Origin of the sequence: Xylanibacter ruminicola Ga6B6 (assembly GCF_000687715.1) — a bacterium.
GTDB lineage: Bacteria > Bacteroidota > Bacteroidia > Bacteroidales > Bacteroidaceae > Prevotella > Prevotella ruminicola_B.
On sequence record NZ_JHXD01000002.1, the window covers coordinates 21,584 to 46,011 of the forward strand.

14 protein-coding genes are annotated in these 24,428 nt (G+C 48.7%); 7 read left to right on the forward strand and 7 right to left on the reverse strand.

All coding sequences use genetic code 11. The features are described 5' to 3' along the window. The first annotated feature begins 5 nt into the window (after positions 1 to 5). A complete protein-coding gene (locus T500_RS0101785; RefSeq protein ID WP_013063645.1) occupies positions 6 to 1,127 on the forward strand; it encodes a DUF418 domain-containing protein in 1,122 nt (373 codons plus the stop codon). A gap of 158 nt (positions 1,128 to 1,285) precedes the next feature. Here T500_RS0101785 and T500_RS0101790 read toward each other — a convergent pair whose 3' ends face one another. Continuing rightward, positions 1,286 to 1,990, reverse strand: a complete 705-nt coding sequence (locus T500_RS0101790; RefSeq protein ID WP_196243450.1) for a LytR/AlgR family response regulator transcription factor — start codon at positions 1,988 to 1,990, stop codon at positions 1,286 to 1,288. Positions 1,991 to 2,402: 412 nt separating this feature from the next. Here T500_RS0101790 and T500_RS0101795 point away from each other — a divergent pair, with 412 nt between their 5' ends. Both T500_RS0101795 and T500_RS0101800 read left to right on the forward strand, forming a co-directional pair. Next, positions 2,403 to 4,772, forward strand: coding sequence for an outer membrane beta-barrel family protein (locus T500_RS0101795; protein ID WP_028906697.1), 2,370 nt, complete (start codon positions 2,403 to 2,405; stop codon positions 4,770 to 4,772). 118 nt (positions 4,773 to 4,890) lie between these two features. Continuing rightward, the gene (locus T500_RS0101800) at positions 4,891 to 7,362 is read left to right on the forward strand and encodes a glycoside hydrolase family 3 N-terminal domain-containing protein (protein WP_028906698.1); all 2,472 of its coding nucleotides are present in this window, start codon (positions 4,891 to 4,893) and stop codon (positions 7,360 to 7,362) included. On the opposite strand, the gene T500_RS0101805 is transcribed toward T500_RS0101800, so the two are convergent. From T500_RS0101805 to T500_RS0101820, 4 genes are read right to left on the reverse strand one after another with little or no spacing between them, the layout of a single operon-like run. Next, positions 7,352 to 10,564 carry a GH92 family glycosyl hydrolase gene (locus tag T500_RS0101805; protein ID WP_028906699.1) on the reverse strand — a complete coding sequence of 1,071 codons (3,213 nt, stop codon included), beginning with the start codon at positions 10,562 to 10,564 and terminating at the stop codon, positions 7,352 to 7,354. The genes T500_RS0101800 and T500_RS0101805 overlap by 11 nt on opposite strands. Before the next feature lie 7 nt (positions 10,565 to 10,571). Further along, positions 10,572 to 12,413 carry a sensor histidine kinase gene (locus T500_RS0101810; RefSeq protein WP_028906700.1) on the reverse strand — a complete coding sequence of 614 codons (1,842 nt, stop codon included), beginning with the start codon at positions 12,411 to 12,413 and terminating at the stop codon, positions 10,572 to 10,574. Further along, positions 12,410 to 15,001, reverse strand: coding sequence for a GH92 family glycosyl hydrolase (locus T500_RS0101815; protein WP_028906701.1), 2,592 nt, complete (start codon positions 14,999 to 15,001; stop codon positions 12,410 to 12,412). Before T500_RS0101815 ends, T500_RS0101810 begins: the two co-directional genes overlap by 4 nt. 51 nt (positions 15,002 to 15,052) lie before the next feature. After that, positions 15,053 to 17,335 carry an inorganic phosphate transporter gene (locus T500_RS0101820; RefSeq protein ID WP_028906702.1) on the reverse strand — a complete coding sequence of 761 codons (2,283 nt, stop codon included), beginning with the start codon at positions 17,333 to 17,335 and terminating at the stop codon, positions 15,053 to 15,055. A gap of 295 nt (positions 17,336 to 17,630) precedes the next feature. Here T500_RS0101820 and T500_RS0101830 point away from each other — a divergent pair, with 295 nt between their 5' ends. The 3 genes from T500_RS0101830 to T500_RS0101840 all read left to right on the forward strand — a co-directional run bounded on the left by T500_RS0101830 (position 17,631) and on the right by T500_RS0101840 (position 21,519). Continuing rightward, positions 17,631 to 19,328 carry a Na/Pi cotransporter family protein gene (locus T500_RS0101830; protein WP_028906703.1) on the forward strand — a complete coding sequence of 566 codons (1,698 nt, stop codon included), beginning with the start codon at positions 17,631 to 17,633 and terminating at the stop codon, positions 19,326 to 19,328. A 100-nt stretch (positions 19,329 to 19,428) separates the two neighbouring features. Further along, positions 19,429 to 20,112, forward strand: coding sequence for a hypothetical protein (locus T500_RS0101835; protein ID WP_196243451.1), 684 nt, complete (start codon positions 19,429 to 19,431; stop codon positions 20,110 to 20,112). Between the two features lie 105 nt (positions 20,113 to 20,217). Continuing rightward, positions 20,218 to 21,519, forward strand: coding sequence for a sensor histidine kinase (locus T500_RS0101840; RefSeq protein WP_028906705.1), 1,302 nt, complete (start codon positions 20,218 to 20,220; stop codon positions 21,517 to 21,519). On the opposite strand, the gene T500_RS0101845 is transcribed toward T500_RS0101840, so the two are convergent. After that, positions 21,516 to 22,961, reverse strand: coding sequence for a sensor histidine kinase (locus T500_RS0101845; RefSeq protein WP_036908227.1), 1,446 nt, complete (start codon positions 22,959 to 22,961; stop codon positions 21,516 to 21,518). The two genes, T500_RS0101840 and T500_RS0101845, sit on opposite strands and share 4 nt — an antisense overlap. Further along, entirely contained in the window at positions 22,939 to 23,637 is a 699-nt protein-coding gene (locus T500_RS0101850) for a response regulator transcription factor (RefSeq protein ID WP_028906707.1), read from the reverse strand. The genes T500_RS0101845 and T500_RS0101850 overlap by 23 nt, the downstream gene beginning before the upstream one ends. Before the next feature lie 137 nt (positions 23,638 to 23,774). Here T500_RS0101850 and queC point away from each other — a divergent pair, with 137 nt between their 5' ends. Then, positions 23,775 to 24,428 carry a 7-cyano-7-deazaguanine synthase QueC gene (gene queC / locus T500_RS0101855; RefSeq protein WP_028906708.1) on the forward strand — a complete coding sequence of 218 codons (654 nt, stop codon included), beginning with the start codon at positions 23,775 to 23,777 and terminating at the stop codon, positions 24,426 to 24,428.

Genomic DNA, 24,428 nt, shown 5'->3' on the forward strand with positions numbered 1-24,428 from the left:
AGACTATGTATCAATCTCGTCATCTGGCAAACACTCGAATCGATGTGGCTGATGCCCTGAGAGGCATCGCTGTAGCCGGCATTATCCTGTATCACTCGGTGGAACACTTTAATATCTTTACGCAGGAGCCGATAACCCATACGCTGGCGACTGACCAGATGGTGGCCGATGTACTGGCTTGGCTGCTGTCTGGTAAAATGTACGGCATCTTCGCCATGCTCTTCGGCTTGAGTTTCTTCATCATGAACGATAATCAGCAGCAGAAAGGCAATAATTTCTCTGGGCGCTTTGCTTGGCGCATGTGCCTGTTGTTCCTCTTCGGCATAGTCAATGTGGCTTTCTACGATGGCGACATCCTGATGCTTTATGCCTGTTATGGTCTGCTGCTCATCCCAATCAGTTATCTGCCGTCGAAGTGGGTGTGGTGTATAATAGCCTTATTAGCCATCCAGCCTGTAGAACTCTTCTGCCTGCTGACTGGCACCACCATCGACCACAGCACCTTGTGGGAAGTGTATAGCAAGATCAACAGTGCCCATGAGCATGGTACATTCTGGGAGAATACCCTTACCAACCTGCGATATGGATTTGAGGTGAATTTCCGCTTCAATATCTTCAGCGGACGACTGACCCAGCTGCTGTGCCTGTTTATTTTAGGTATGCAGTTGGGCCGCCAGCGTATGTTTTATAACGAAGGGCGTAATTTGCAGATATGGCATCAACTGTTATGGCGATCGGCGTTGGTGGTAGTTGTGCTGAGTATTGTGGATTTTAGCGAGATAGCCTCGTGGCTTAACCCGATCTACAATCTGATGATATTGATGATGATTGTGTCGGCCATCGTTTCGGCATGGTATGCTTCTGAGGGCGTGCGCAAGGTGTTGCATCATTTGTGTATTTTCGGACGTATGAGTCTTACTAACTATCTGCTCCAGTCCATCATCGGCTGTGCTATCTTCTGCGGCTATGGCCTGGCTTGCTATCGCCATTTAGGTGTTACCTATGCTGTGATGGTAGGATGTGGCATGGTTGTTTGTCAGTATCTCTTTGCCAGATATTGGTTCTCCAATCATCCTCGCGGTCCGTTAGAGGGGCTTTGGAGAAAACTGACATGGATGAGGTTGTGACTGCTGACGGATGTTTTACCAACCGTGCCGACCTTTCACTGCAGTATATGATCGACCATGGGTTACGTGGCCGTTCCGACATTCCCAATCCCTTCCATCCGGGAAGCACTTACGATAATTCCCAGGCTTCTCGCATCGTGCCTGATGCTGTCAAGACATTAGAGAGGCTGGGCTATCTGAATCGCAGCTCTAACTTGTGCCATATTGCTGCGCGAAACGGGGAGTGATTCGTGACAATGCTTGATGAGCAGCTGGGTAGTGCCAGAATGTGAGATAATCTGCTCTACCTGACCAAGGTTGACCATGAAAGCGCGGTGGCAACGGACTATCATTGGATAGGACTCAAGCGTTTCCTCCATGAGTTTCATCGTGGCGCGAAGCATGTCGGTATGTACCTGATTGTTGCGCAGATGACTGACCCTGACGTAATTGCCCACAGCCTCTATATATAATAGGTCGGAAATCTGTAACGTCACCGATTCGTTAGTGGTACCAGTGAGTGTGAGCTCTTGCGGTTGAGAATTCTCAATGGAGTGTTCTGCTTCGTTCGGCAATGATTGTTCGGGCTCCTGCATCTTCTTCAATTCCTCGTTCAGCAGCCGCGTATCTTCCAGTTCTATCGCTAAATATTTGCTACGGTATTTGAAGCGCCAATAGAGTCCGATGGCGAACGAGCAGAAGGCAATGATGGCAAGGGTTTCAAGGAAATTGACAACTGAAAGCTGGTTGCCTGCATCATGTTCGTTCAGCACGAAATGGCGATAGAGGCAGATGCTCAATGCCACGAGCGGTGTATTGATAAGTTGAAATATGAGGTTGCGGCGGATGATGTATTCGGCGCCTTTCTTGAATGACCTCGGCATCTTGACAACATATTTCAGGATGATGTCCGTCATCATGCAGATGAGGAAGCCAATTACTCCCAACACTATCAGATGTGCATATCCCTGCCATTGCCAATCCGACATCCAGAAAGGCTTGAACACTGCCAGTGCCACTACTGTAAACGTAGTGCTGATAATTCTCGTTGTTATCGTTTCTTTGCGTCCTTGTTTCATACAAGCCGCAAAGATACAAAGAAGCGAGTAAAAAAACAAACAATTTCTCACATTTTTACAATTTGTCGTACTCTCTGCTGCATTTTCATGCTGTTTATCCCTGTTATTCGTCACAAATAGTTGCAATTCGTCCCAAAATAGGGGAGGATTGCAACTTTTTAATGCTTATGTAGCATCAAATAGACAAAACATTTTATAACATTTAATAATGAGGAAAATGAAAAAGATTAGTTTTAAAATGATGGCCATAATGGCTGCAATGATGATGTGTTTATCAGCCGAGGCTATGACCGAGGATGTAGGTGGACGTGTAATTGACGCGCAGGGTGAACCTTTGCCATTTGTGAGTGTGGCACTGCTCGCATCCGACTCTACTTATATACAAGGTGCAACGAGCGATGTGGATGGTTTCTTCCAGATTAAAGTCTCTGAAGTCTGTTGCATTCTACGATTCTCGTATATCGGATATCGTACCAAGTATGTTGACGTAAAGGGAATGGAAATCGGTACCATCCAGATGGAGGAAGATCAGGCGATGCTCAGTGAGATAGTGGTGAAGGGCCAGATGCCTAAAACCAAACTGACAGGCAACTCGATGATTACCACCATTCAGGGTACTGTCTTGGGCAAGTCGGGTACTGCTCAGGAAATGCTGGCCAAGGTACCAGGTATGACGCTGAAGGGCGAAGACCTGGAGGTGCTGGGAAAGGGTACACCTATCTTTTATATTAACGGAAGAAAGATGCAGGATAAGGATGAACTGAAACGACTGCGTTCAGAAGAGATACAGAGCGTAGAGGTGATTACTAATCCTGGTGCGCAGTACGATGCCACCATTTCGGCTGTAGTACGTATCAAGACTATTCGCCGGGAGGGAGCTGGTTTTGGTTTCGACCTGATGGCTGCCAACAATCAGAATCTTATATCTGGCTACAGCGATCCCAGCAGCACACTGAACCTGCGTTATCGCCACAACAACCTCGACCTGTTTGGTATGGTAAACTACTGGTCGTGGGATAGCCCCGACGATCTGCGCATTACGCAATCTACATTCTTAAAGGCCGATGAAGGCATCAGGAATATTCTTCAGGACACCCACACTCGTAACTATTGGCGTGGAGAGGGCATGAACTATAACCTGGGCTTTAACTGGCAGATTAACGACAAGCATTCATTAGGTGCCAGAGTAGAACGCCACGACCGGTTTAAAACGTATTACAACATGTGGGTAGATACTGACAACAATCTCACAGGTCGCGACCTTTCGCACCAGGACGATCATACACACTACCCCTATAACTGGCAGGGCAATGCCTATTATAACGGTCAGGTGAACAAACTGAACATTGATCTGAACGTGGATTTCCTGACGGATAAGGAGAATGACGACAACCAGATAGATGTGTATTTGCCTGAAGCCCAAACCATGCAGCAGAACTCGCATACATGGTCACGCCTCTGGGCTGCTAAACTGGTGTTGAGCTATCCTGTGTGGAAAGGACAGTTGCAGGCGGGAACAGAGATGAGTTTCGTGAAGCGACAGAGCAGTTCGGCTATCACAAATTACCCTCTCCCCTCTACCGATGCGGATGTAAAGGAAAACAACGTGGCAGCCTTTGTGGCTTACAATGCCAACCTGGATAAATATGGTACCGTAAGTGCCGGACTGCGTTATGAGCATGTGGGTTTTGACTATATGGACAATCTGGATGCCGAGAACAATATGACGCGCTATCAGGACGAGTTCTTCCCCAACATCACATGGTCAAAGCAGTTGGGGCCTATCCAGACCTCGCTGAGCTACACCATGAAAACCGTGCGTCCAAGCTACAGCGCACTGAATGACCATATTATCTATCTGAACTCATATACCCTGCTGCAGGGCGACTCGAAACTGAAAAACGCAACCATGCAGGAGGTGAGCATCAATGCCCGTTGGAAGTGGATCAACCTGTTTGCTGCCTACGAACGTCGCGACAACACTATCACTCAGGTACCAATGGCTTATAACAACGAAGGTATCATGCTACTGAAGCAGGCCAATCTGCCTGACCCCGTTCGCAATTTGGCCATCTTCCTGTCGGCCAATCCCACATGGGGCGTATATAGCCCAAGCTGGACTATCGGCGGGCAGAAGTTCTGGAACACGATGACGTTCGACGATCCTCGTAGTGATACAGGTAAGACGGATGTGACCTTCACTAAGCCTATCTTCTTCTTCGATCTGAATAACACTTTCCGCTTCAAGCATAGTTGGCAGTTGGAGGCCAATACAAACATCCAGACCAAAGGTGACGTGCTGAACTTCCGTATGCTCTCACCCTCGTATAATGTTTGTTTTGTGGTACAGAAGTGCTGGCTGAAAAACGATGCTTTGTGCTTGCGTGCCAGCATCAGCGATGTGTTTCAGCGTAGCGTGCAGGATGTAGCACAGGACTGTGGTTTCTTCTACGGTGTGCAGAAAACACGAAGCCGTAGCCATCGTCTTGACATCTCTATCCGTTACACCTTCAATGCTCAGAAGAGTAAGTATAAGGGAACAGGTGCTGGTAAAGCCGAGCAGCAGCGCATGAGCAACAGCAACTGATATGGATTAATAAAATGAGCGAAACGCTATAAAGGTGTCTTAAAAATGGCAAAAAGGGATGGATATTAAAATGTTTTTACTATCTTTGCAGGCAGAATTCATTAACTCAACACAATTTATGAAGAAAACAATTTTATCGATGACGATGATTTGTGCTGCAACAATGGTGTTAGCACAAAAGCCTGCTATCCCCCGCGATGCGGCGCTGGAGGCGAAGATTGAGAAGACTCTGGCTAAGATGACACTCGACGAGAAGATCGGGCAGATGTTGGAACTGAACCTCGACATCATTGGCAATATGACAGTGGAGAATGCCAAGGTAGATCGTGAAAAGGTTCGTTCAGTGATGCAGCAGTATGGCAGATCGGAAGCAGAAATCAAGGATCTGCTGAAGATGACCGACCAGCAGATTATCGACAAGTTGGGTGGATTCCCAGTAGATATCTATCAGGGTGATACCAAGCGTGTGTGGAAACTGAACGAGCAGATGCTCGATACACTGATTTCTAAGTGGAAGGTGGGATCTATCCTGAATGCACCAGGCACTAAGGCTCCAACAGTAGCCCAGTGGCAGCAGTGGATCCAGCTGATTCAAAAAAAGTCGATGAAGTATCTGGGTATTCCTGATATCTACGGACTGGATCACAACCACGGCGTAACCTATACTCAGGGTGGAACACTCTTCCCACAGCCCATCAACTTAGGTGCATCGTTCAATACCGAGCTGGCTCGCAGAGGCGCTGAGATTACAGCTTACGAGAGTCGTGCAGCCAACTGTCCTTGGGTGTATAACCCAGTGGTTGACCTGAGTCGCGATCCACGTTGGCCTCGTGTATATGAGAGCTTTGGCGAAGATGCTATCGTAAACTCAAAGATGGTTACTGCTGAAATTAAGGGTTATCAGGGCGATGATAATAACCACATCGACCAGTATCACGTAGGTACCAGCACCAAGCACTACTTTGCTTATGGTGCTCCTTGGACTGGTAAGGACCGTACCCCCGCTTACCTCTCGCCACAGATGATTCGCGAGAAGTATTTTGAGCCTTTCAAGGCTGCTGCTTTGGCAGGTACACTCACCATGATGGTTAACTCGGCTTCAGTCAACGGCGTGCCTGTTCATGCCAGCTACGAGTATCTGACTAAGTGGTTGAAGGAAGACCTGCAGTGGGATGGATTCCTGGTTACCGACTGGGCTGATATCAACAATCTGTTCTCTCGTGAACATGTAGCTAAGGATAAGAAAGATGCCATCCGTATTGCTATCAATGCTGGTATCGATATGTCGATGGATCCCTATAGCGTTGAGTTCTGTATCCTGCTGAAGGAGCTGGTACAGGAGGGTAAGGTGAAGATGAGTCGTATCGACGATGCTGTTCGCCGTATCCTGCGTGCCAAGTATCGTCTGGGCCTCTTCGAGAAGCCAAACACAGGTGGAAAGGGCTTTGAGAAGTTTGGTAGTGCTGAGTTTGCAGCCGCTTCGTTGAAGGCTGCTGAGGAGAGCGAGGTGCTGCTGAAGAACGAGGGCAATATTCTGCCTCTGGCAAAGGGTAAGAAGATTCTGTTGACTGGTCCTAACGCCAACCAGATGCGTTGTCTGCATGGTGGTTGGAGCTACACCTGGCAGGGTTCGAAGGCAGAGGAACTCTCAGAGAAGTACAACACCATCTACGAGGCTCTGTGTAATAAGTATGGTAAGGAGAATATCATTCTGGAGCAGGGTGTAACCTATAATGAGAATGGTGCTTACTACGATGAGAACGAGCCTGAGATCGACAAGGCTGTAGCCGCTGCCGCCAAGGCCGATGTGATTATCGCTTGTATCGGTGAGAACTCATATACAGAGACTCCAGGTAACCTGAACGACCTGTGGCTGTCGGCAAACCAGCGCAACCTGGTAAAGGCACTCGCCAAGACTGGCAAGCCCATCGTTATGGTGCTGAACGAGGGTCGTCCTCGTCTGATTGCTGATATCGAGCCATTGGCTAAGGCTGTGGTAGATATCCTGATTCCTGGTAACTATGGTGGCGACGCACTGGCTAACCTGTTGGCTGGCGATGCTAACTTCTCGGCAAAGATGCCTTACACCTATCCTCGCGAGATTAACTCGCTGAACACCTATGATTATAAGGTATCAGAAGAGGTGGGAACCATGGCTGGCGCTTACAACTACGATGCAAAGGTAAGTCTGCAGTGGCCCTTCGGCTATGGCATCAGCTACACTACCTACGAGTACAGCAACCTGAAGGTTGACAAGAAACAGTTTACTGCTGCTGATGTGCTGACAGTAAGCGTAGATGTTAAGAACACAGGCGCTAAGGCTGGTAAGGAGGCTGTTCTGCTTTACAGCAGCGACCTGGTTGCATCTATCGTACCTGATAACAAGCGTCTGCGCGACTTCACCAAGATTGAGTTGCAGCCAGGCGAGGTAAAGACTGTTACCTTCCAGTTGCCTGCCAAGAACTTAGCCTTTGTAGGCGCCGATGGTAAGTGGACCCTTGAGGAGGGCGACTTTATCCTGAAGGTTGGCAACCAGACTTTAGGTACTGCTTGCACACAGACAAAGATCTGGGACGAGCCTAATATTTAATCTCGTCCTGAGTAATATAGTTCCGATTAAGGGGCAGGGAGTTTGGCGTTATCGTAAACTTCCTGCCTTTTTCCATGTTCAGTGTTACCTTCTGGAATCTGGGGGCAGCTAACATATAACGATCGGTAGCCGGACAAACAGGATAGAATCCGATAGAACCAAACACATACCAAGCCGACATCTGACCAGCATCGTCGTTACCCGACAAGCCTCCTGGGGTATCGTTATACTCTGTATCAAGGATATGGGCTACACGCTCGATGGTCTTTTCGCGCTTGTCGATAAAGTCGTAAAGCCAGGCTATCTGATGACAAGGCTCGTTGCCGTGCCAGTAGCGACCTTCTGAGAAGAGTGAGTCGAGCTTGGCCTCGAACTTCTCCTTGCCACCAAGCACATCGATGAGGCCTTCTACATTTTGTGGTACATACCAGGTATAGTGACAGGTTGCCCCCTCGGTAATGTACGACTTGCGATGAATAAAGTCGGTGTTGTTCTCAAACTTTCCGTTCTGATGGCGACCGTCGCAATAGCCTGTCTTGGGATTGATCACGTTGCGCCAGTTTTCTGAGCGACGCATCAGTTCCTTGTAATCCTGCTCCTTGCCTAAAGCCTTAGCCAACTGGGCCACAGCAAAATCGTCGAACGCATATTCAAGGGTTCGTGAGGTCTGCTCATCCTGGTGGAAAGCCTCTTTCACACCATCCTCCAAGGGGATATAGCCGTATTTCAGGTACGAGGTGAGTGCTCTGCGACCCATGCCGTTCTTGTAGTCGTTGAAGTTGGCAGGTGTTTCAAACGCATTCTTGCGCATGGCTTCGTAGGCTTTTTCGTAGTCGAAGTTCCTGATACCTTTGATATAGGCATCGGCCAGCACAGCGCTGCAATGGTCTCCTATCATAGCGGCAGTATATGAGTTCCAGCAGGGGAATATGGGTAGCCAACCGCCTTCGGTATACATGGTTACCAACGATTGCATCATGTCTGCAGCCTTATCGGGGGCTATCAGTGTGTAGAGTGGGTGCAGGGCACGGTAGGTGTCCCACATCGAGAAGTCGCCGTAGAACTTTCTTGAAGGTTTAGACGTCCTAGAACCACTAGAAAATCTAGGATAACTGCCATCCACATCGCTCATCTCGCGTGGGAGGAACGAGCAGCGATAGAGGGCACCATAAAACTGATTGATGCGTGCTGTATTGCTATCCTCAACATCGATGGTGTGCAGTCGCTCAATCCATTGCTGGGCGGTATGCGCCATCATGTTGTCAAAATCTAAAGCCTCAGCCTCGATGGCGAAGTTCTTCTCTGCTCCCTTTCTGTTAGTAAAAGATGTGGCAGCCTTCAGGATGATAGGCTGATGGGCTTTGCCCTCGAAGGTAAACCAGGCGCAAAGGCTATCTACGCCACAATCCTTAATCTCATCATAGGCCTTTAACAGATAGTGCCCATCGAAGCCAGCCTGCTCGCCCCAACCTTGATAAATACGATGCACAGGGTTGCGGCCATAGATAGTCTTCGTCTGCGGGTCAATCTGCAGATAGCCCACCTTCTCGTCGCTATTATGATTCAGTACGATGTGTACAGGTCCGTCCTGCTCGGGGGTGATGCGGAAGATGGCTGCATGGCTGCTACCTGTCATCTCTATCTTCAGATGTTCCTTGGGCAGACGTACGGCATAGTAATGGGGATGCGATATTTCCTGTTGATGCGAGAATGGGGTGGCGCGTTGTTCTAGCTTTAGACGAAGTTGACCGCTGAGTGCGGCCAAGGTAAACGACCCATAATCCTGTGTACATCCACCTACTATCCAATGACTGTTGCGAATGCCTTGAAACAGTGAGTCGGTATAATAATAAGGTGCAATGCACTTCTGCTCAGTATCGCGGGTCTGCGGTGTCCAGAAGTTCTGTCCGTTGGGCACGAGTACTGCTGGCAGCGTTTGTCCGTGCTCCTCCGAGCCTTTGCCAAAGAGTCCTGCCGTTTTAGTGTTGGCAGGGGCTGTACCAACCATCGTGTTCAGCGCACAGAGTTGGCGCAGATGTTCGAAGTGGTGCAGACGGTCGGCTACCTGTTGCTTCAGCGCCTGCCAGCTCATAAAGCCTATCGAGTGCTCGTTATGCAGCAGTTGCACAAGCACATCGCCCTGTGCATTCTTGTAGAATATCATCTGCAGGTTAGCCGCCATGGGCAGAATCTCGTCCATGTAGTTATAATGCTTGCCTCTCAGCTTAATGCCCATCAAAGAAAGCAAACGGTACAGGTTTGAGTCGTGTCCGAATCGCAAGTCGGCCCCTACGCCGCCACGGGCGATGGCTGCATCGGCATCGGCCTCGATACGTTGCCAAAGCGAGATGGCGCTGCGGGCAGGTATGCCATTGTTCTCAATCACATCGCCATGAACAATCGTCATGCTCTTGTTGTTCTTCTCGTAAACAGCCTGAAATTCTTCGGCAGTAAAGATATCGTAGAGCGATACGTTCAGCTCAACATCCTGCATATCCGATGCGATGGTGTGTATCTCCATCAGCAACTTGGCTGGCTCTTTTATTTTCGAAGCATCAACATATAGGGCTTTGATAAATCTGTCGGGCGAGATGGTGAGTGGCACGTTGGTGCTGTTCTCTAACGCTTTTTCCTCAGGCGAGGTATAGGCTATCCACGCCATATCGGCCGAGTCGGTGATGGCTGCTAGATTTTTCAGATTGGCTAGATGCTCTAGTTCATCAATAAAAGCCAACATGCTGTTTCTACAGCGGTTAACCACGCTGCTATGCGCCGTCAGATGTGCATCTTTCGTAAACAGCTGGGGGAAGTTCTGGTACATACGGCGGGCTATGCCACGATGCTGTCGGGCACCTAAGGCTGTAAGCTGTCCGCCATTGCCTTTGGCGTTCTTCCATATTTTCTCCAGTCGCTTGCGCACATCCTTTCCTAACTTTGTCAGGTTCTTGGTGTCAGCAAAATGCTCGTTCACCCAAGTGTATCGTGCATCGTTGGTTAGCCAGCGCGAACCGTGCCTGCCATAATGCGAAATGTAAAATGGCTCGTAACCAGCAGGGGCTGATTGTAACTGAGGCTTATCTGTACCCGTTTCGATGGGATAGGCATAATACACGCCGCCCCATTTCTCGTATTGTGCAAACACAGGGTTAGCCATCATGCATGCCAACCCTATCAACATCATTGTATATAGTACTTTCTTCATAATTATATCAGTATCTTAGTAGTTCAAAAATAAAACGTGCACCTTGTTTATAATCAGTGTCAACCCATAGGTTGCCGCCCAGTCTCTGGGCCACAGAGCGTGCTACAGTAAGTCCGATGCCTGTACCATCGGCAAACTCGTTCAGTTGTACAAACTCATCAAAAATATGTTCGGTCTCATCAGCAGGAATGCCGATGCCTGTATCTTCTACGATAAAACGAACCAGACCATCGATAGCCTCGGCTTGGAGGCTGATGGTGCCCTCTTGTGTAAACTTTGCGGCATTCTCCAGCAGCTGTGCAAGAAGTCGTGAGGTATGCAACTTGTGGGTTAGCACAGTAAGTGCATTGGTTGCAGCATCTATCTTTACTTTGAGCGTTACAGCAGCCTCTTTGTTTGTGGGGCGTGTGTGATGTTCGATGCCAGAGTAACTAATAGCCTGAGCCACAATGGTTTGTATATCGGTATGGTCCTCGCGTTCAATTTTTGCATCGCTGTGTATGTTGCTTATCATCAGCATACGGTCTATCAGCTTGGTAATGCGGTCGGTATTCTCGGTTACCCGCTCCTGAATATCTTTCTTTTCCGTCTTAGGCAGATCCATTTCGGGCGAGGTGAGTACCTGGGTAAAGCCCGATACGATGTTAAGTGGTGTACGTATTTCGTGAGAGATATTACGGATAAACTCGCTTTTCATCTTCGATGATACTTCGGCTTTCTCGTTGGCTATGCGCAGTTTTTCGTTTATGCGCTTTAGTCTGATAGCTGTTCGCCAGCCAAACAGCATCAGTATCAGGAGTGCAACCACCACAGTAGCCGAGGCCAGCACGGTATAGAAGAACTTGGCGTGCTGCTGCTCTTCCTTGAGCTCATCTACCTGAAAGATGGTGTTCAACTCGTCGAGGTGTTGACGTGCTTCGTGACTAAACACCGAGTCTTTCTCCTGATACAGGCGCTGATAAATCTGTGCCGCATCGTTGCCTCGTCCTAACTGCATCAAGGCCTGGGCTCTTATCTCGTCGTTATGATCGTCCTTTTCGTTGGTAATATATTTTACACTGTCGGTATAAAGGAGTGCGTTGGCTGCATCGCCTGCTGCCATATGGTAGCGGGCCTGCATCTTATAATAGTGGTGCAGACTGAGCGAGGTGTTAATCAGGTGGGCATGATGATTAGCGGTATCGAGCGCCATTTTGGCATCATGAAGTTTGTTCAGTCCGATAAAGGCGGCAGCACGTGCCAGATAGCAGGCGTTATAGCATTCGCGAACATGTGGTTTCTTAACCTTGCCAACCTTGGTAAGCAGAAAATGCATCCACTCGTTGGTTTCCTGCAGTTCCTGCTGGTATTGCTTGTTATAATCGTAGGCCTTGGCAATGCGGTAGTAGATGTTGCTGATAGAGTTAAAGTCGTCCTCGTCCTTCATCAGTTCGGCATAGTGCTTCAGCGCCTCAACGGCAGGCTCTGTCTGCTTCATGTTCAGATAAATCACACCTATCTGTTTATAGGCCATCGCACGTCCTAACTTATTGTCGCGCTCCTGGGCATCGCTCAGCATGCGTTGTGTTTCCTGCAATGCAGTCTGCAGTTTGCCCTGTGCACTCAAGGCGTTGGCTTTTAGTTGCCAGGTACGATAGTAGTTGTCCCACTCGTTATGCGAGCCGAACCATTCCATTTGCATATTGGCCTCTTGAGCCAGCTGTTGGGTTTGCGATGAGTTTTTAAGCGCCACAATCTTCTGCCATCGCGCTTCGCTCTCTTGTTTTACATCCGCAGCGCCGCCACGAACTGCGTAGAGTGCAAAGCCCCATGTTAGCAGAGCGATAACTATTAATAGCCGTTTTATCATTCCATACGCCAATTGATACCTAAAGGATTATTACGCATTTCGAGCACGAGAGGCAGATTGTGTTTCAGTGAGATACACATTTCTGTAAGATCGATATCAGCACGTACTTTTATTGTATCGTTTGTTGAGGCTGTTTTTCGCCAGGTAATACCATCATAGATAAAGTAGCCTTTTTCCTGCAATGATTTCAAGGCCTTCTGCGAGATAAAGGCAAACGTGCCTTTGGCTTCGTAGATGGCACCATCGGCAGATGGCATCTCCCAGCAGAATCCGTTACCATTCTCTACCACAGCACGAGGTATTCTATAAGTAGCCTCTTTGCAGGTTAATATTAAGGTGTCGCCTTGCCAGGCATAGGCCAAAGGCCAGGTGCGGTGCTGCTGGTTGAGTGTAAAGGCTATTGAGGCGATTTTATTCCCACGTTGGGAATGAATTGTTCCCACGTTGGGAATGTTTTGTTCCCACGTTGGGAATATTTCTTTTGTCTTAGTCTGACGTTTTGTTGATACATAGAACACCAACTCGCCACCTTGCATCAGGTCGGCATGTTCCAATCGGGCATCGTTAAGCAGCTGGCCATTCAGGGTTACCTTCTCAAAGTGGGTGCCCTTGCCTTTCAGTACGCCATGCAGCGTTTTGCCGTTGGATAGCTGCAGGGTCCACTCTGGAATCAGTGGGGCGTGCAGCAGATAATAGCTCTGACCGGCATTGGGATAAAGACCCATCATGTGGAAGGCTAACCACGACGACATGGCACCGCTATCATCGTTACCAGGCAGACCATCGGGCTTATCGTTATAGTTCTCGCTGATAATCTGGCGAATACGATCCGAAGTCAGGTCGGGTCTGCCAATCCAGTGATACAGGCAAGGTGTAAGGAACGAAGGCTCGTTGCCCACATTGTAACGCTTGCGGTCAAAAAACATATCCAGACGTTTGCGGAAGGTGTCGGCGCCACCACAAGCCTCTATCAGTCCTGGCACATCGTGAGGAATGCTGAGCGAATACTCGGCTGAGAGGGCCTCGTAGAAGAAGGTGCTCCACCAAGGCAGATACCAAGGTGCCACTTTGGTGATAGGGGTATAAGGTATGAGCGGATGATAAACCTTCGATTTGCCCCAGGGCACAGAATCGAGCCATTGGCCGTTGGCATCCTTGGGCATGATATAACCTTTCACATCGTCCCACTCATAGTCGGCACGCCACAGGTTCTTCCAGTTCTGCGACTGTTTCAGATAGCGATCGTAAACATCCGTCCTGCCTAAGCCTTTGGCTACCAGCGCAATGCAATAATCGTTATAGGCATACTCGATGGTGCGCGTGCCAGCACGATCGATGCCATAAGGCAGATAACCGTATTTCAGGTATTCGTGCAGTCCGCCACGACCGTGTTTCTCGTGGTCGGCACCTGGATCCACCTCGGCATCCTTCAGCATGGCCTGTAGGGCATAGTTATAATCAATGCCTTCGACACCTTTGGCAAAGGCATCGGCAATCACCACCTCGGCATTCGAACCGCCTTGGGTGCGTCCGTTGCAATCGCCACTTCGGGCATCGGGCATATAACCTTCGCGTTTATAGATGTTTAGCAGCGCATTTACGATATCCGCCTCGCGCTTGGGATCGATCAGGGTGATAAGTGGCGAACTGGAACGATAAGTATCCCAGATAGCATAGTAATCGTCGTAGTAAGGCTTCTCAGTCCATTTTGGGTTTTCACCTGATTTATCCACAGGCATAATCATGGTGTGATAAAGGGCTGTGTAGAACATGCGTTTATCAGCCTCAGAGCCTTTTATCTGGATACGACTCAGTAGCTGCTCCCAGCTATTGTGCAGGGTACTTAACTGGGTATCAAAGTCTGCATCAGGTATGTTACGCTTAGCTTGTTGCTCGCTTACGTACGAAATTCCTATCTTTATATTTAATAAGGTATCAGTAAAAGCGATGGTGTTTTCGCTCGTTGGCTTAAATGCTTTATCTGTTACCAAGCAGAAGTACACTGTATAGGCATCGCCGTTGTTCCATCCGCCACGAACCCTTGTGTAGCCACGTACCTCGTGATTGTTTACCACCTCTACCTCGCCACCAATAAACTGCTGTTGCTCGCGCTGGTCGGGGATGGGGTTCTTACCCAGATAATGCGTGGCATCAATCAGCAACGAACCATTTGTTGGGTAGTGTATGCGATAAAAGGCGCAACGCTCCGAGGTGGTAATCTCTGTGCGGATACCATTCTTGAAAGTGGTGGCATAATAGCCCAGCGCAAATTCTTCGTTCGTGCGCTTCTGGGGTGTAACACCTGGTTGTATCAGTATGTTACCATATTTCTGACCGCCGCCTGTGCCGCTCACATGGGTTTGCGAAAAGCCTGTTACCACTTCGGGCATCTTGGCCCAACCGGCATTGGGCTTAACGGTGCAGTCGGGACCAGGTTTGCACATACCAAAAGGCATCGACGGACCAGGGAATGTTCTTCCCACACCCTCACTACCAATACGTGGATCAACATATTGCCAAACGCCAGCCATACTCACCATCGAGCATAGCAGCAAGCATACGGTTATCGAAATTGTTTTTAGTTTCATGCTGCAAATATACAATTTTTTTCGGGTATATGGCGCAAATGATGCATTTTCTTAACTTTTTTCGAATTTGCTTTTACCACGCATGGTGTGGCGCAAGGCACTGAGAAGCTCTTGTGATTCCTGGACGAGGTTCAGGAATACGGTCATACTCTCGATATTCAGATGCTTGGTTTGGATGTCGTGGATGATGCGCTGGCGATAGCTTGAGAGAGTGGATTGCAGTTTGGCTGCATCCTCGCGGATGAGAGTGGTGGATTCTGCACTGAGGGCCCGATTAAACAGGTGTACAATCTCGTTGCGAACAACCAGAAACTCATTGGCATAGCTGCTGGGGACGGGACTGAAATTATTGCCTACATGCTCTCTGCAAGGTTCGCCCATGCGCTTCAGGCAATACACCATCTGAGCGAGAGAGTTGATAATCAGGAAGTACCACGTGCCTTTTTCAACGCTGAGCACTGGATCTATACGGCGCAGGGCAATGATCTGCTTGCGGCGCTGTCGCTTGATGTCTTTGCGCTGGCTCTCAGTGAGTACGGTTGTACGCCTCAGCGTGCGGTAATCCTCGTAAAAGAACGCGTTGGTTAGTGCCACATAATTCTCGGACACCTGACGGAGGTGTTGCGACGTGGTATAATCCACATGTTTGCGGAGCAGTGCCCAACATTCTGTCTTGTCGCCAGCGTGCAGTATCTGCGTAAATAGTTTGTCGGCCTCGTTGCCTTTATTGCTTTTGCCGTAACGCAGATGACTGCGCACAAGCAGGAAGATGGCCAGCATGATGGCTGCGGCCATGGCTACAAACGCCCCGTAGTATAGAATGGTGCAGACCAGAAAACACAAGATGAATGCCACGCCGGCTGTGATGAACCACCCGCCGATAACCGACAGCATGCCTGTAATGCGGAACACTGCACTTTCGCGGCTCCATGCCCGGTCGGCAAGCGATGCGCCCATGGCCACCATAAAGGTAACGTAGGTGGTTGACAACGGTAGTTTGAGTGAGGTACCCAGTGCCACCAGTGCCCCAGCGAGTACCAGATTGACTGCTGCGCGTATCTCGTCGAAAGCTGCTCCCTGCTTCAGAACGGCTGCATCGGCATTGAAGCGCGAGTCGATCCATCGTGCCATGCTTCTTGGTATCATCGCAGCAATACTATTGGCTATGCTTCTCGACGTGCGTACCAATGTTCGTGCCACGCCACTCGAACCAAACATCTCATCGCCCTCGTCTTGGCGTGAGAGGTCAACCGATGTCTTTACCACGTTCTGGGCCTTTTTTGAGAATACCAATGCCAGTACCATCACCACACCTGCTGCGATGAGATAGGGTGCTGGGGTATGCGCACTGTCCATCAGCGAGCGCATCATAAAGTTGTGCGCATCACCGTGCCCGTTGTCCGTGTAGTCCTGATAAGCCTCAAGTCCAGTTAGTGGCACGCCCACAAAGTTCACAAGGTCGTTGCCTGCAAAGGCCATTGCCAGGGCAAAGGTTCCCAGTAGTACAACGAATTTCAGTACAGGCAGTTTCATGGCACTCAGCAGAGTCATCAGTATCGAGAATACCACGATGCCTCCACCGATAATCCACCACGTGTTCTGATTAACCATCTCCTTCAACTCAGGAGTCATTAAACTGCTACTCTTCAGGCCGTTGATAAGCAGGAACCAGACGATGGCCGTTACCGACAGTCCGCCGAAGATACCAATCTTTAACGATGATGCAACCAGATTTCCCATCTTGCCCGTCTGGTCAGTCGTTCTCCCGTTCACACGGTAGGTGAAGGTGAAAACAAGGCGTGCTGCCCATTGTACCAGTGTGCCGAGCGCAAAGGCAATGGCTACGCTGAGGAATATGCTGAGGATGACCGATATGGCCTTCTCGGTATTCAGCAGGTCGCCTAATGAGAGTAGTGTGCCGTCAGCAGCCGTTGCCCCGTGGAGTATCTGCAACAGGGCGATGGCAAAGGTTCCCCCCAACAGTTCGAACACCATCGATACGGTGGTGGATGTAGGCATGCCGAGCGTGTTGAAAACGTCGAGCAGTACCACATCGGTCACCATCACAGCCAGAAAGACGCACATCACGGCGTAGAACGAGAAATACTGTGGCGTCATGATGCCATGTCGTGCTACGTCCATCATGCCGTTGCTGAGTGCTGCTCCGGCAAATACGCCTATGGCGGCTATGATGACAATGGTTCTATATCGTGCCACCCGTGCACCAATGGCAGAGTTCAGAAAGTTTACGGCGTCGTTGCTCACGCCCACCACAAGGTCGAATACCGCGAGCACAATCAGGAAAATGACTATTCCAAGAAATAATGTATTCATCTATTCTTTTTTTGATTTAGGCAAGGGCCATAAAGACCACTGCGATGAGCAACACAAGGAGGATAAACCTCACCCAATTGAAGATTCTCTGAATTTTTTCAGCTTTTTCTTTATTCATAATTCTTATCTCGTCAACCGTTAGTGGTTGACATTGCAAAGATAAATGGCGCATGTTACAAAACCGTTTCAATCGTGTGATAGAATGGTTACAGCGACGTTTGTAACAAGATTGTAACATCAGCGTAACTGGGCCGTAACAAGATTGTAATACCTTTGCACCCAGAAAAAACATATCATGATGGAACTGATAATTAATATTTTCTCGCTTGTAGGTTCGCTGGCATTGTTCCTCTTTGGAATGAAAACGATGTCGGAGGGTCTTGAAAAGTTTGCGGGCGATCGCCTGCGCAGTATTCTGGCGGCTATGACCAAGAACCGCGTGATGGGTGTGCTGACGGGTGTGCTCATCACAGCACTCATCCAGTCGTCGAGTGCCACAACGGTGATGGTGGTGAGTTTTGTGAATGCAGGACTGATGACTCTTGGTCAGAGTATCGGTGTGATTATGGGCGCCAATATCGGTACAACGGTAACGGCGTGGATTATCTCTGCCGTAGGATTCAAAGTAAATATTGCCGCTTTTGCCATCCCCTTGCTTGCTATTGGCATGCCGCTTATTTTCAGCGGTAAGGGCAACCGCAAGAGCATCGGCGAGTTTATATTTGGTTTCTCGTTCCTTTTCATGGGCCTGTCGTTTCTGCAAGAGGCTGCAACAGCGATGAACATCGGCGATATGGTGGCAGGCATGCTGGCTCATGTGCCGCAGGATTCGTTTCTTACCATCCTCCTGTTTGTGATTGTAGGTGCGTTGGTAACGATGGTTGTGCAGGCTTCGGCTGCCACGATGGCTATCACATTGATGCTTTTTGGAATGCATATCCCCGGTTTCGGATTTGAGCAGGCAGCAGCATTGGCGATGGGTCAGAACATCGGTACAACCATCACGGCCTTTATGGCCTCGTTAACAGCTAATACGCAGGCGCGCCGTGCCGCCCTTGCCCACATGTTCTTTAATGTGTTTGGTGTTGTGGCATTCCTGATCGTATTTTATCCTGCTTGCCATGCCGTTAGCTGGTTTGTGGATAGCGTGATGGGTGGTGGTAACGATCTCTTTAAGCTTTCGGCCTTCCACACAGCCTTCAATATCATTAATACTCTGTTGCTCATCGGCTTTGTTCATCAGATAGAGTTACTTGTGTGTCGTGTACTGCCGATGAAGGAACAGGACGAGGATTATCGTCTGAAGTTCATCTCTGGTGGTCTGCTCTCTACAGCAGAACTCAGCATTATGGAGGCTCAGAAGGAGATTCAGAATTTTGCCGAACGCTGTCACAGAATGTTTGGTTTTGTTACAGATCTGATGCAGACGGAGGATGAAGTGGTATTTAATAAAACTTTTTCTCGCATTGAGAAATACGAGAATATCACCGATTCGATGGAGATGGAGATTGCGGCCTACCTGAACAAGGTGAGTGAGGGTAGATTGTCGGATGCCTCGAAGACGCAGATACAAAAGATGTTGCGTCAGATATCCGAACTGGAGAGTATCGGCGACTCGGTGTATAACCTCGGTCGCACCCTGAATCGCCATCGCCAGAATTGTCACGATGATTTTACCGACACCCAACTGCAACATATGCATACGATGTTGGGGCTTGTAGATGGGGCTCTCGTTGAAATGCAGAAGCGTATTGCTGCACCTGTTTCCCGTCCGACCACTTCGTACAATATCGAAAACGAGATTAATAACTATCGTACGCAGCTGAAGAATCAGAACCTGCACGATGTTAACTCAGGCCTCTATGGTTATCAGCTCGGCGTTTTCTACGTAGATTTCATCTCGGAGTGTGAGAAACTGGGCGACTATGTAATAAACGTTGTTCAGGCTGGAAAGAGTTTTAATACCGATTCTTTGCAATCTGCCACCAGATAATTCGTGATGTAATATTCGTTAAAATTTTATAAATGGGGAAGAAAGTCCGTTATATTTAGTATCTTTTCCATCAAATTTACCAGAATTCAGTCAATTAAGAATGCTAAAACGACGAGTATTACTTTTATTAACATGGATTGTAACTGTGGCTATATTGGTGCCGCTTACAGGTTGTGAGAACGGTAGCAAAAAGGCGGCTTTCGACGAGGCTGTTAAGACGATCATGGATGCCTCTAAGCAAAAAGATTTTAGCCGTATGCAGTTATTGGCCGACAGTTTGGGAAAGGCTGAGGTGCTGAGCGAGGCAGAGAGCTATTTTTGGCAGGGCTTTGCTTACTATCGCATGATGCAGGTACACACAGCCGAATTTTTCTGGAAAGAGGCAATGGTATCTATTGAAGACTCTGATGATCCAGCCGATCTGGATACGTATGCCCGTGCGGCTAGTTATCTGGCAGGACTGCATATCCGCTATTACAACTTTCAAAGTGCCAGTAAGGTGGTGAGAACAGCTTTGGAGCATTTGAACTACCACCATTATATTGCCACGAGCGACTATACCAATCTGCTTGTCTTTGCCGGTTGTTGCAAGGGGCATTATAACATTGAAGACGAGGAGGTGCCCCAGCTCTTTGAACAAGCATATCAGCGACATCTGGAGCATATTGCCAAGGCCCATGCGCGTGAGAATTATCACGATGCCGTGGTGGGTGTTATTAATATTGCCTATGGTTGGTTCTGCGAGAAGAAGTACAAAAAAGGGCTGTTCTGGAACCGGCGTTAAAAAAAACTGGTTAGTGAGTACAAACAGTTATTCCCGAACGATTCGGCGTATATCGATAAGCAGCAGGCCCGCTGCCACATCTTCGAAGCCATCGGATTTGAAGGCATGGGTAAGATTCGCGAAGCAGAAGATGCCTTTGAGGCTTTCCAGCAATCTAACTTTGCAAATACCGACGAAGGCCATCTGGATGCCAGCAACTATTTGGCAATGGCGGGAAAATGGCAAGCTGCTGCCAAATTGCTGAGTAATCTTGATAACATATTTGTGCATATGCAGTCAGGCTATTCGTTGGATGATATCCAGAAGTTCCTGCTGAAGAAGTACACAGTTAATTTGATGACGGGACAGACCGATTCGGCTAGTGTTGTAGCCAATCAGATTTGTCAGCGATTGGATTCGGCTATCATCAAGTCGCAATGGATAGACTCTGATGAGCAGGAGACGATCCGTCAGAAAGAGGAACAGATACTGCAGCAGCAGGAGCACTTGTCAAAAGTGCGTATCTTGTCGCTTGTGGCTGCGATAATTGTTATCACATCTTTCTTCTCGGTCTATACCTATTTCCGTCACAGAGCCGAGCGCCGTTTGGCAGTAGCCAATGCCCAGTTGGAACAGAAGAATGTGCAACTGGCCATAGCCAATGCACATGCAGAGGAGTCGGCCAGGATGAAAACCAGCTTTATTCAGCAGATGTCGCATGAGATACGCACGCCACTGAATATTCTGTCGGGCTTTACGCAGGTTATCACCACGCCTGGTATAGAACTGGATGATGAAACTCGTCAGGATATCAATAGCAAAATCACCGAAAATACCGATCGCATTACCACATTGGTGAATAAGATGCTTGAACTCTCTGAGGTGAGCAGCAAAACCATTATCGAGCGTGCTGACAATGTACCTGTCATGCAGATTGCTGCCCAGGCCATCGATGAATCGGGTATCAGCAACGCAGAGCATCTGACGTTCTACCTTGAGTCATCGCCTGAAGTCGAAAACCTGTATCTGCAAACAAACCAGCAAGCCGTCACACGTGCGCTGATATTGTTGCTCGATAATGCCAAAAAGTTTACCCACGATGCCGAAGCTCGGCTCCGTAACGATACAAACGAAGCCCCTGAAAAGAAGGAAAAAGTGGTGCTAAAGTTAACTGCAGATGCTGAAAAGGTGGTGTTTACCATCGAAGATACTGGCATTGTTATACCGTCCGAAGAGGCTGAACATATCTTCGAAGAGTTTGTGCAGCTCGACGAATATTACGATGGAACAGGCATTGGCCTAACGATAGCCCGTTCGCTGGTTCGCCGACTTGGAGGCGATGTGTATCTGGATACGAGCTACACGGATGGTGCCCGCTTTGTGATGGAGATTTTAACGTCTCCCCAAGTAACGGATAGTGCCAGTTAAAAGCGTGCGAGAGAAAACTTGATGGTTAGTCCACCGCCGGGTGTTGAGAGTGCTGTTGTTGTTCCGCCGTGAACAGCAACAGCATTTTTAACGATGGCGAGACCGAGGCCTGTGCCGCCGAGTTTCCTACTGCGACCTTTATCGATACGATAGAAACGCTCAAAAAGGTGTTCCAGATGTTTGGGTTCTACGCCTGGGCCATCGTCGCTCACTTGGAATTCATAGAAATGGCGCCCTTCGTGCTCCACCTCGTTGCAGATGATTGCGATGTGCGAGGCTCCTGTGGCGTAGGCTATAGCGTTATCAATAAGATTGCGAAAGATGCTGTAGATGAGGCTTGCGTCGCCCTGCACTTCCACATGCTTGGGCATCTGTATGGATGGTGTGATGTGCTTTTCGTTCAGTTGCAGCGATGTGTCTTCGAGCACATTCTGTACGATGGCACCGACGTTAACCTGCAGATACGCACTTCGGCTGTCTGTACGACTGTCGTCCATCTCGTCGAGTTTGGTGAGCGCACTCATGTCAAGCAGTAGTTTGGTCATGCGTTCACTCTGGGCATAGCAGCGCTCCAGGAAGTGTTTTTTCTTGTCTTCGGGCATGTCGGGATGATCCAGGATGCTCTCCAGATAGCCGTGAATGCTGACGGCAGGCGTTTTCAGTTCGTGGGCGGCATTCTGTGTCAGTTGGCGCTTGATGCGTATCTTGTCCTCCTCGGAATGGCGGAGTTTCCAATAAAGCATAATGATGGTATGGCTGATGTCGCCTAATTCGTCGTCGGGCAGGCGCCGCTCCAGTTCGTGGTCAAGCTGTTGGCCCTCTTCGGCTTTCATGGCAAACTCTCGCAGATAGCCGATATGGCGACTGATGCGATGGGTTATGTAATAGAGGGCAACACCCAGCAGCAGCGTCAGCACAATGGCATAATACATATAGGTGCTGTCGGCCTGTAACGAGCGTGTCAGTTCGGCAGAGTAGGGCACAGCAGTACGCACGATGACATTGCCGAAGCGGGTAGCAGAGTAAAAGTAGGTTTCGTGAGTGGATTGCGACAGGCGCTTGATGTCGTAGCCGTTGCCATGATGCAATGCCTGCTGTATCTCTGTTCGCTGGAGATGGTTGCCCAGCGAATCCACCTGGGTCTCGTAGCTATCCAGGATTACCAGTCCGTCCTTATCTATGATTGACACACGAAGTCCTTCCATGCTATGCCGTTCTACATAGTCGCGAAACAAACGATTATTAGTTAGACTGTCTTCGCCAATTGTCTGTACCATTTCGTAGTTGTACATCTGCAGTCGCGAGTGCAGGATGTCAATCTTGTATTCTTTTTCGCGTTGATATTGATACACACTGAAGCAGATGGCAAAGAGCAGGAACACGCCACCGATACTAAACAGCAGATTGCGCTGGAACGATTTACTTTTCAAAACAATAGCCATAGCCTACACGTGTTTTAATCTGTTTGCCATAACGGCCGATTTTCTTGCGCAGTCGGGTGATGTTCACATCCACCGTACGATCGAGCACCAGCACATCCTGAGGCCAACAGTATTTCAAGAGCTCTTCTCGCGAAAACACGGTGTTAGGGTGCTGCAACAGGAGCGACAGCAGTTCGTATTCCAGTTTGGTAAGTGACAGGTTCTGCCCATCCAGTGTAGCAGTCTTGGCGTTATGGTCGAGCGTGATACCTTCGTAGCTTATCTTGTTGCCCGAAGTGCTTGCGGCCTGTTGCTCAGGTTGATGATAGGTTTGCGATGAGCGTCTGAGTACTGCCCGTACTCTTGCCTTGACCTCCTTCATGCTCAGCGGCTTGGCTATATAGTCGTCAGCTCCGATATTCAATCCTTTTACCAGATTGTCCTCTCCCTCTAATGCAGTAATAAAGATAATGGGGATATGTGCTGTCGCAGGATTGTCTTTGATCTTCCGAGCCATCTGGAACCCTGACATTTCACCCATCATGACATCTAGGAGAATCAGAGCATATTCTTGTAGAGGAAGATTAAGAGCTTCCTCGGCCGAATTGGCGGTCATTACCTCAAACCCTTCTGTCTCTAGATTGTATTGAAGTATCTCGCAGATATCCAATTCATCGTCAACCACAAGTATTTTCATAAGCCAGTCTTTATAAGATGTAACAATCTGTAGCTTTTTTCGTTGCAAAGATAATGTTTTTTTTCGAGAAAAAAAATAAAATAGCTTCTTTGTCACAAGGTTTTTTACTAACTTTGCAGCCAAAATAAAATAAGCAGATGAAAGACAGTATCATCATTTTGAGCGGTGGAATGGATTCTACCACGTTGCTCTACGACTATCAGGAGCGTATTGCGTTGGCCATATCATTTGATTATGGCAGTAATCATAATGCCAAGGAGATTCCTTTTGCAAAATATCATTGCGAGCAGTTGGGTATCAAGCATTTGGTGATTCCCTTAGAGTTTATGGGCCAGTATTTCCGTAGTTCGTTGCTTTCGGGCGATGAGGCTATCCCCGAGGGGCATTATGCCAGCGAGAATATGAAATCTACGGTAGTGCCTTTCCGCAACGGCATTATGCTGGCCATTGCCACTGGCATGGCCGAGAGTAACGATCTGCAGTATGTGATGATGGCCAATCATGGTGGCGATCATACCATCTACCCCGACTGTCGTCCAGAATTTGTGGATGCTTTCGATAAGACAGCTCAGGCAGGTACCTTTAATGGTGTGCGCTTACTCTCGCCTTACTGCAATATGACCAAGGGCCAGATTGCTGCCCGTGGTAAGGAATTGGGTATCGACTACAGCAAAACCTGGTCGTGCTATCGTGGTGGCGACAAGCATTGCGGCAAGTGCGGCACCTGTGTTGAGCGCAAGGAAGCCTTGAGCGATGCAGGCATCGACGATCCTACAGAATACGAAGAGTAA

Coding starts and splice junctions, on each gene's coding strand:
- T500_RS0101850 (WP_028906707.1), bottom strand. CDS start 23,637: ATGAAAATACTTGTGGTTGACGATGAATTGGATATCTGCGAGATACTT.
- T500_RS0101785 (WP_013063645.1), top strand. CDS start 6: ATGTATCAATCTCGTCATCTGGCAAACACTCGAATCGATGTGGCTGAT.
- T500_RS0101810 (WP_028906700.1), bottom strand. CDS start 12,413: ATGATAAAACGGCTATTAATAGTTATCGCTCTGCTAACATGGGGCTTT.
- T500_RS0101790 (WP_196243450.1), bottom strand. CDS start 1,990: ATGCCGAGGTCATTCAAGAAAGGCGCCGAATACATCATCCGCCGCAAC.
- queC (WP_028906708.1), top strand. CDS start 23,775: ATGAAAGACAGTATCATCATTTTGAGCGGTGGAATGGATTCTACCACG.
- T500_RS0101835 (WP_196243451.1), top strand. CDS start 19,429: ATGCTAAAACGACGAGTATTACTTTTATTAACATGGATTGTAACTGTG.
- T500_RS0101820 (WP_028906702.1), bottom strand. CDS start 17,335: ATGAATACATTATTTCTTGGAATAGTCATTTTCCTGATTGTGCTCGCG.
- T500_RS0101795 (WP_028906697.1), top strand. CDS start 2,403: ATGAAAAAGATTAGTTTTAAAATGATGGCCATAATGGCTGCAATGATG.
- T500_RS0101845 (WP_036908227.1), bottom strand. CDS start 22,961: ATGGCTATTGTTTTGAAAAGTAAATCGTTCCAGCGCAATCTGCTGTTT.
- T500_RS0101840 (WP_028906705.1), top strand. CDS start 20,218: ATGGGTAAGATTCGCGAAGCAGAAGATGCCTTTGAGGCTTTCCAGCAA.
- T500_RS0101805 (WP_028906699.1), bottom strand. CDS start 10,564: ATGAAGAAAGTACTATATACAATGATGTTGATAGGGTTGGCATGCATG.
- T500_RS0101830 (WP_028906703.1), top strand. CDS start 17,631: ATGATGGAACTGATAATTAATATTTTCTCGCTTGTAGGTTCGCTGGCA.
- T500_RS0101800 (WP_028906698.1), top strand. CDS start 4,891: ATGAAGAAAACAATTTTATCGATGACGATGATTTGTGCTGCAACAATG.
- T500_RS0101815 (WP_028906701.1), bottom strand. CDS start 15,001: ATGAAACTAAAAACAATTTCGATAACCGTATGCTTGCTGCTATGCTCG.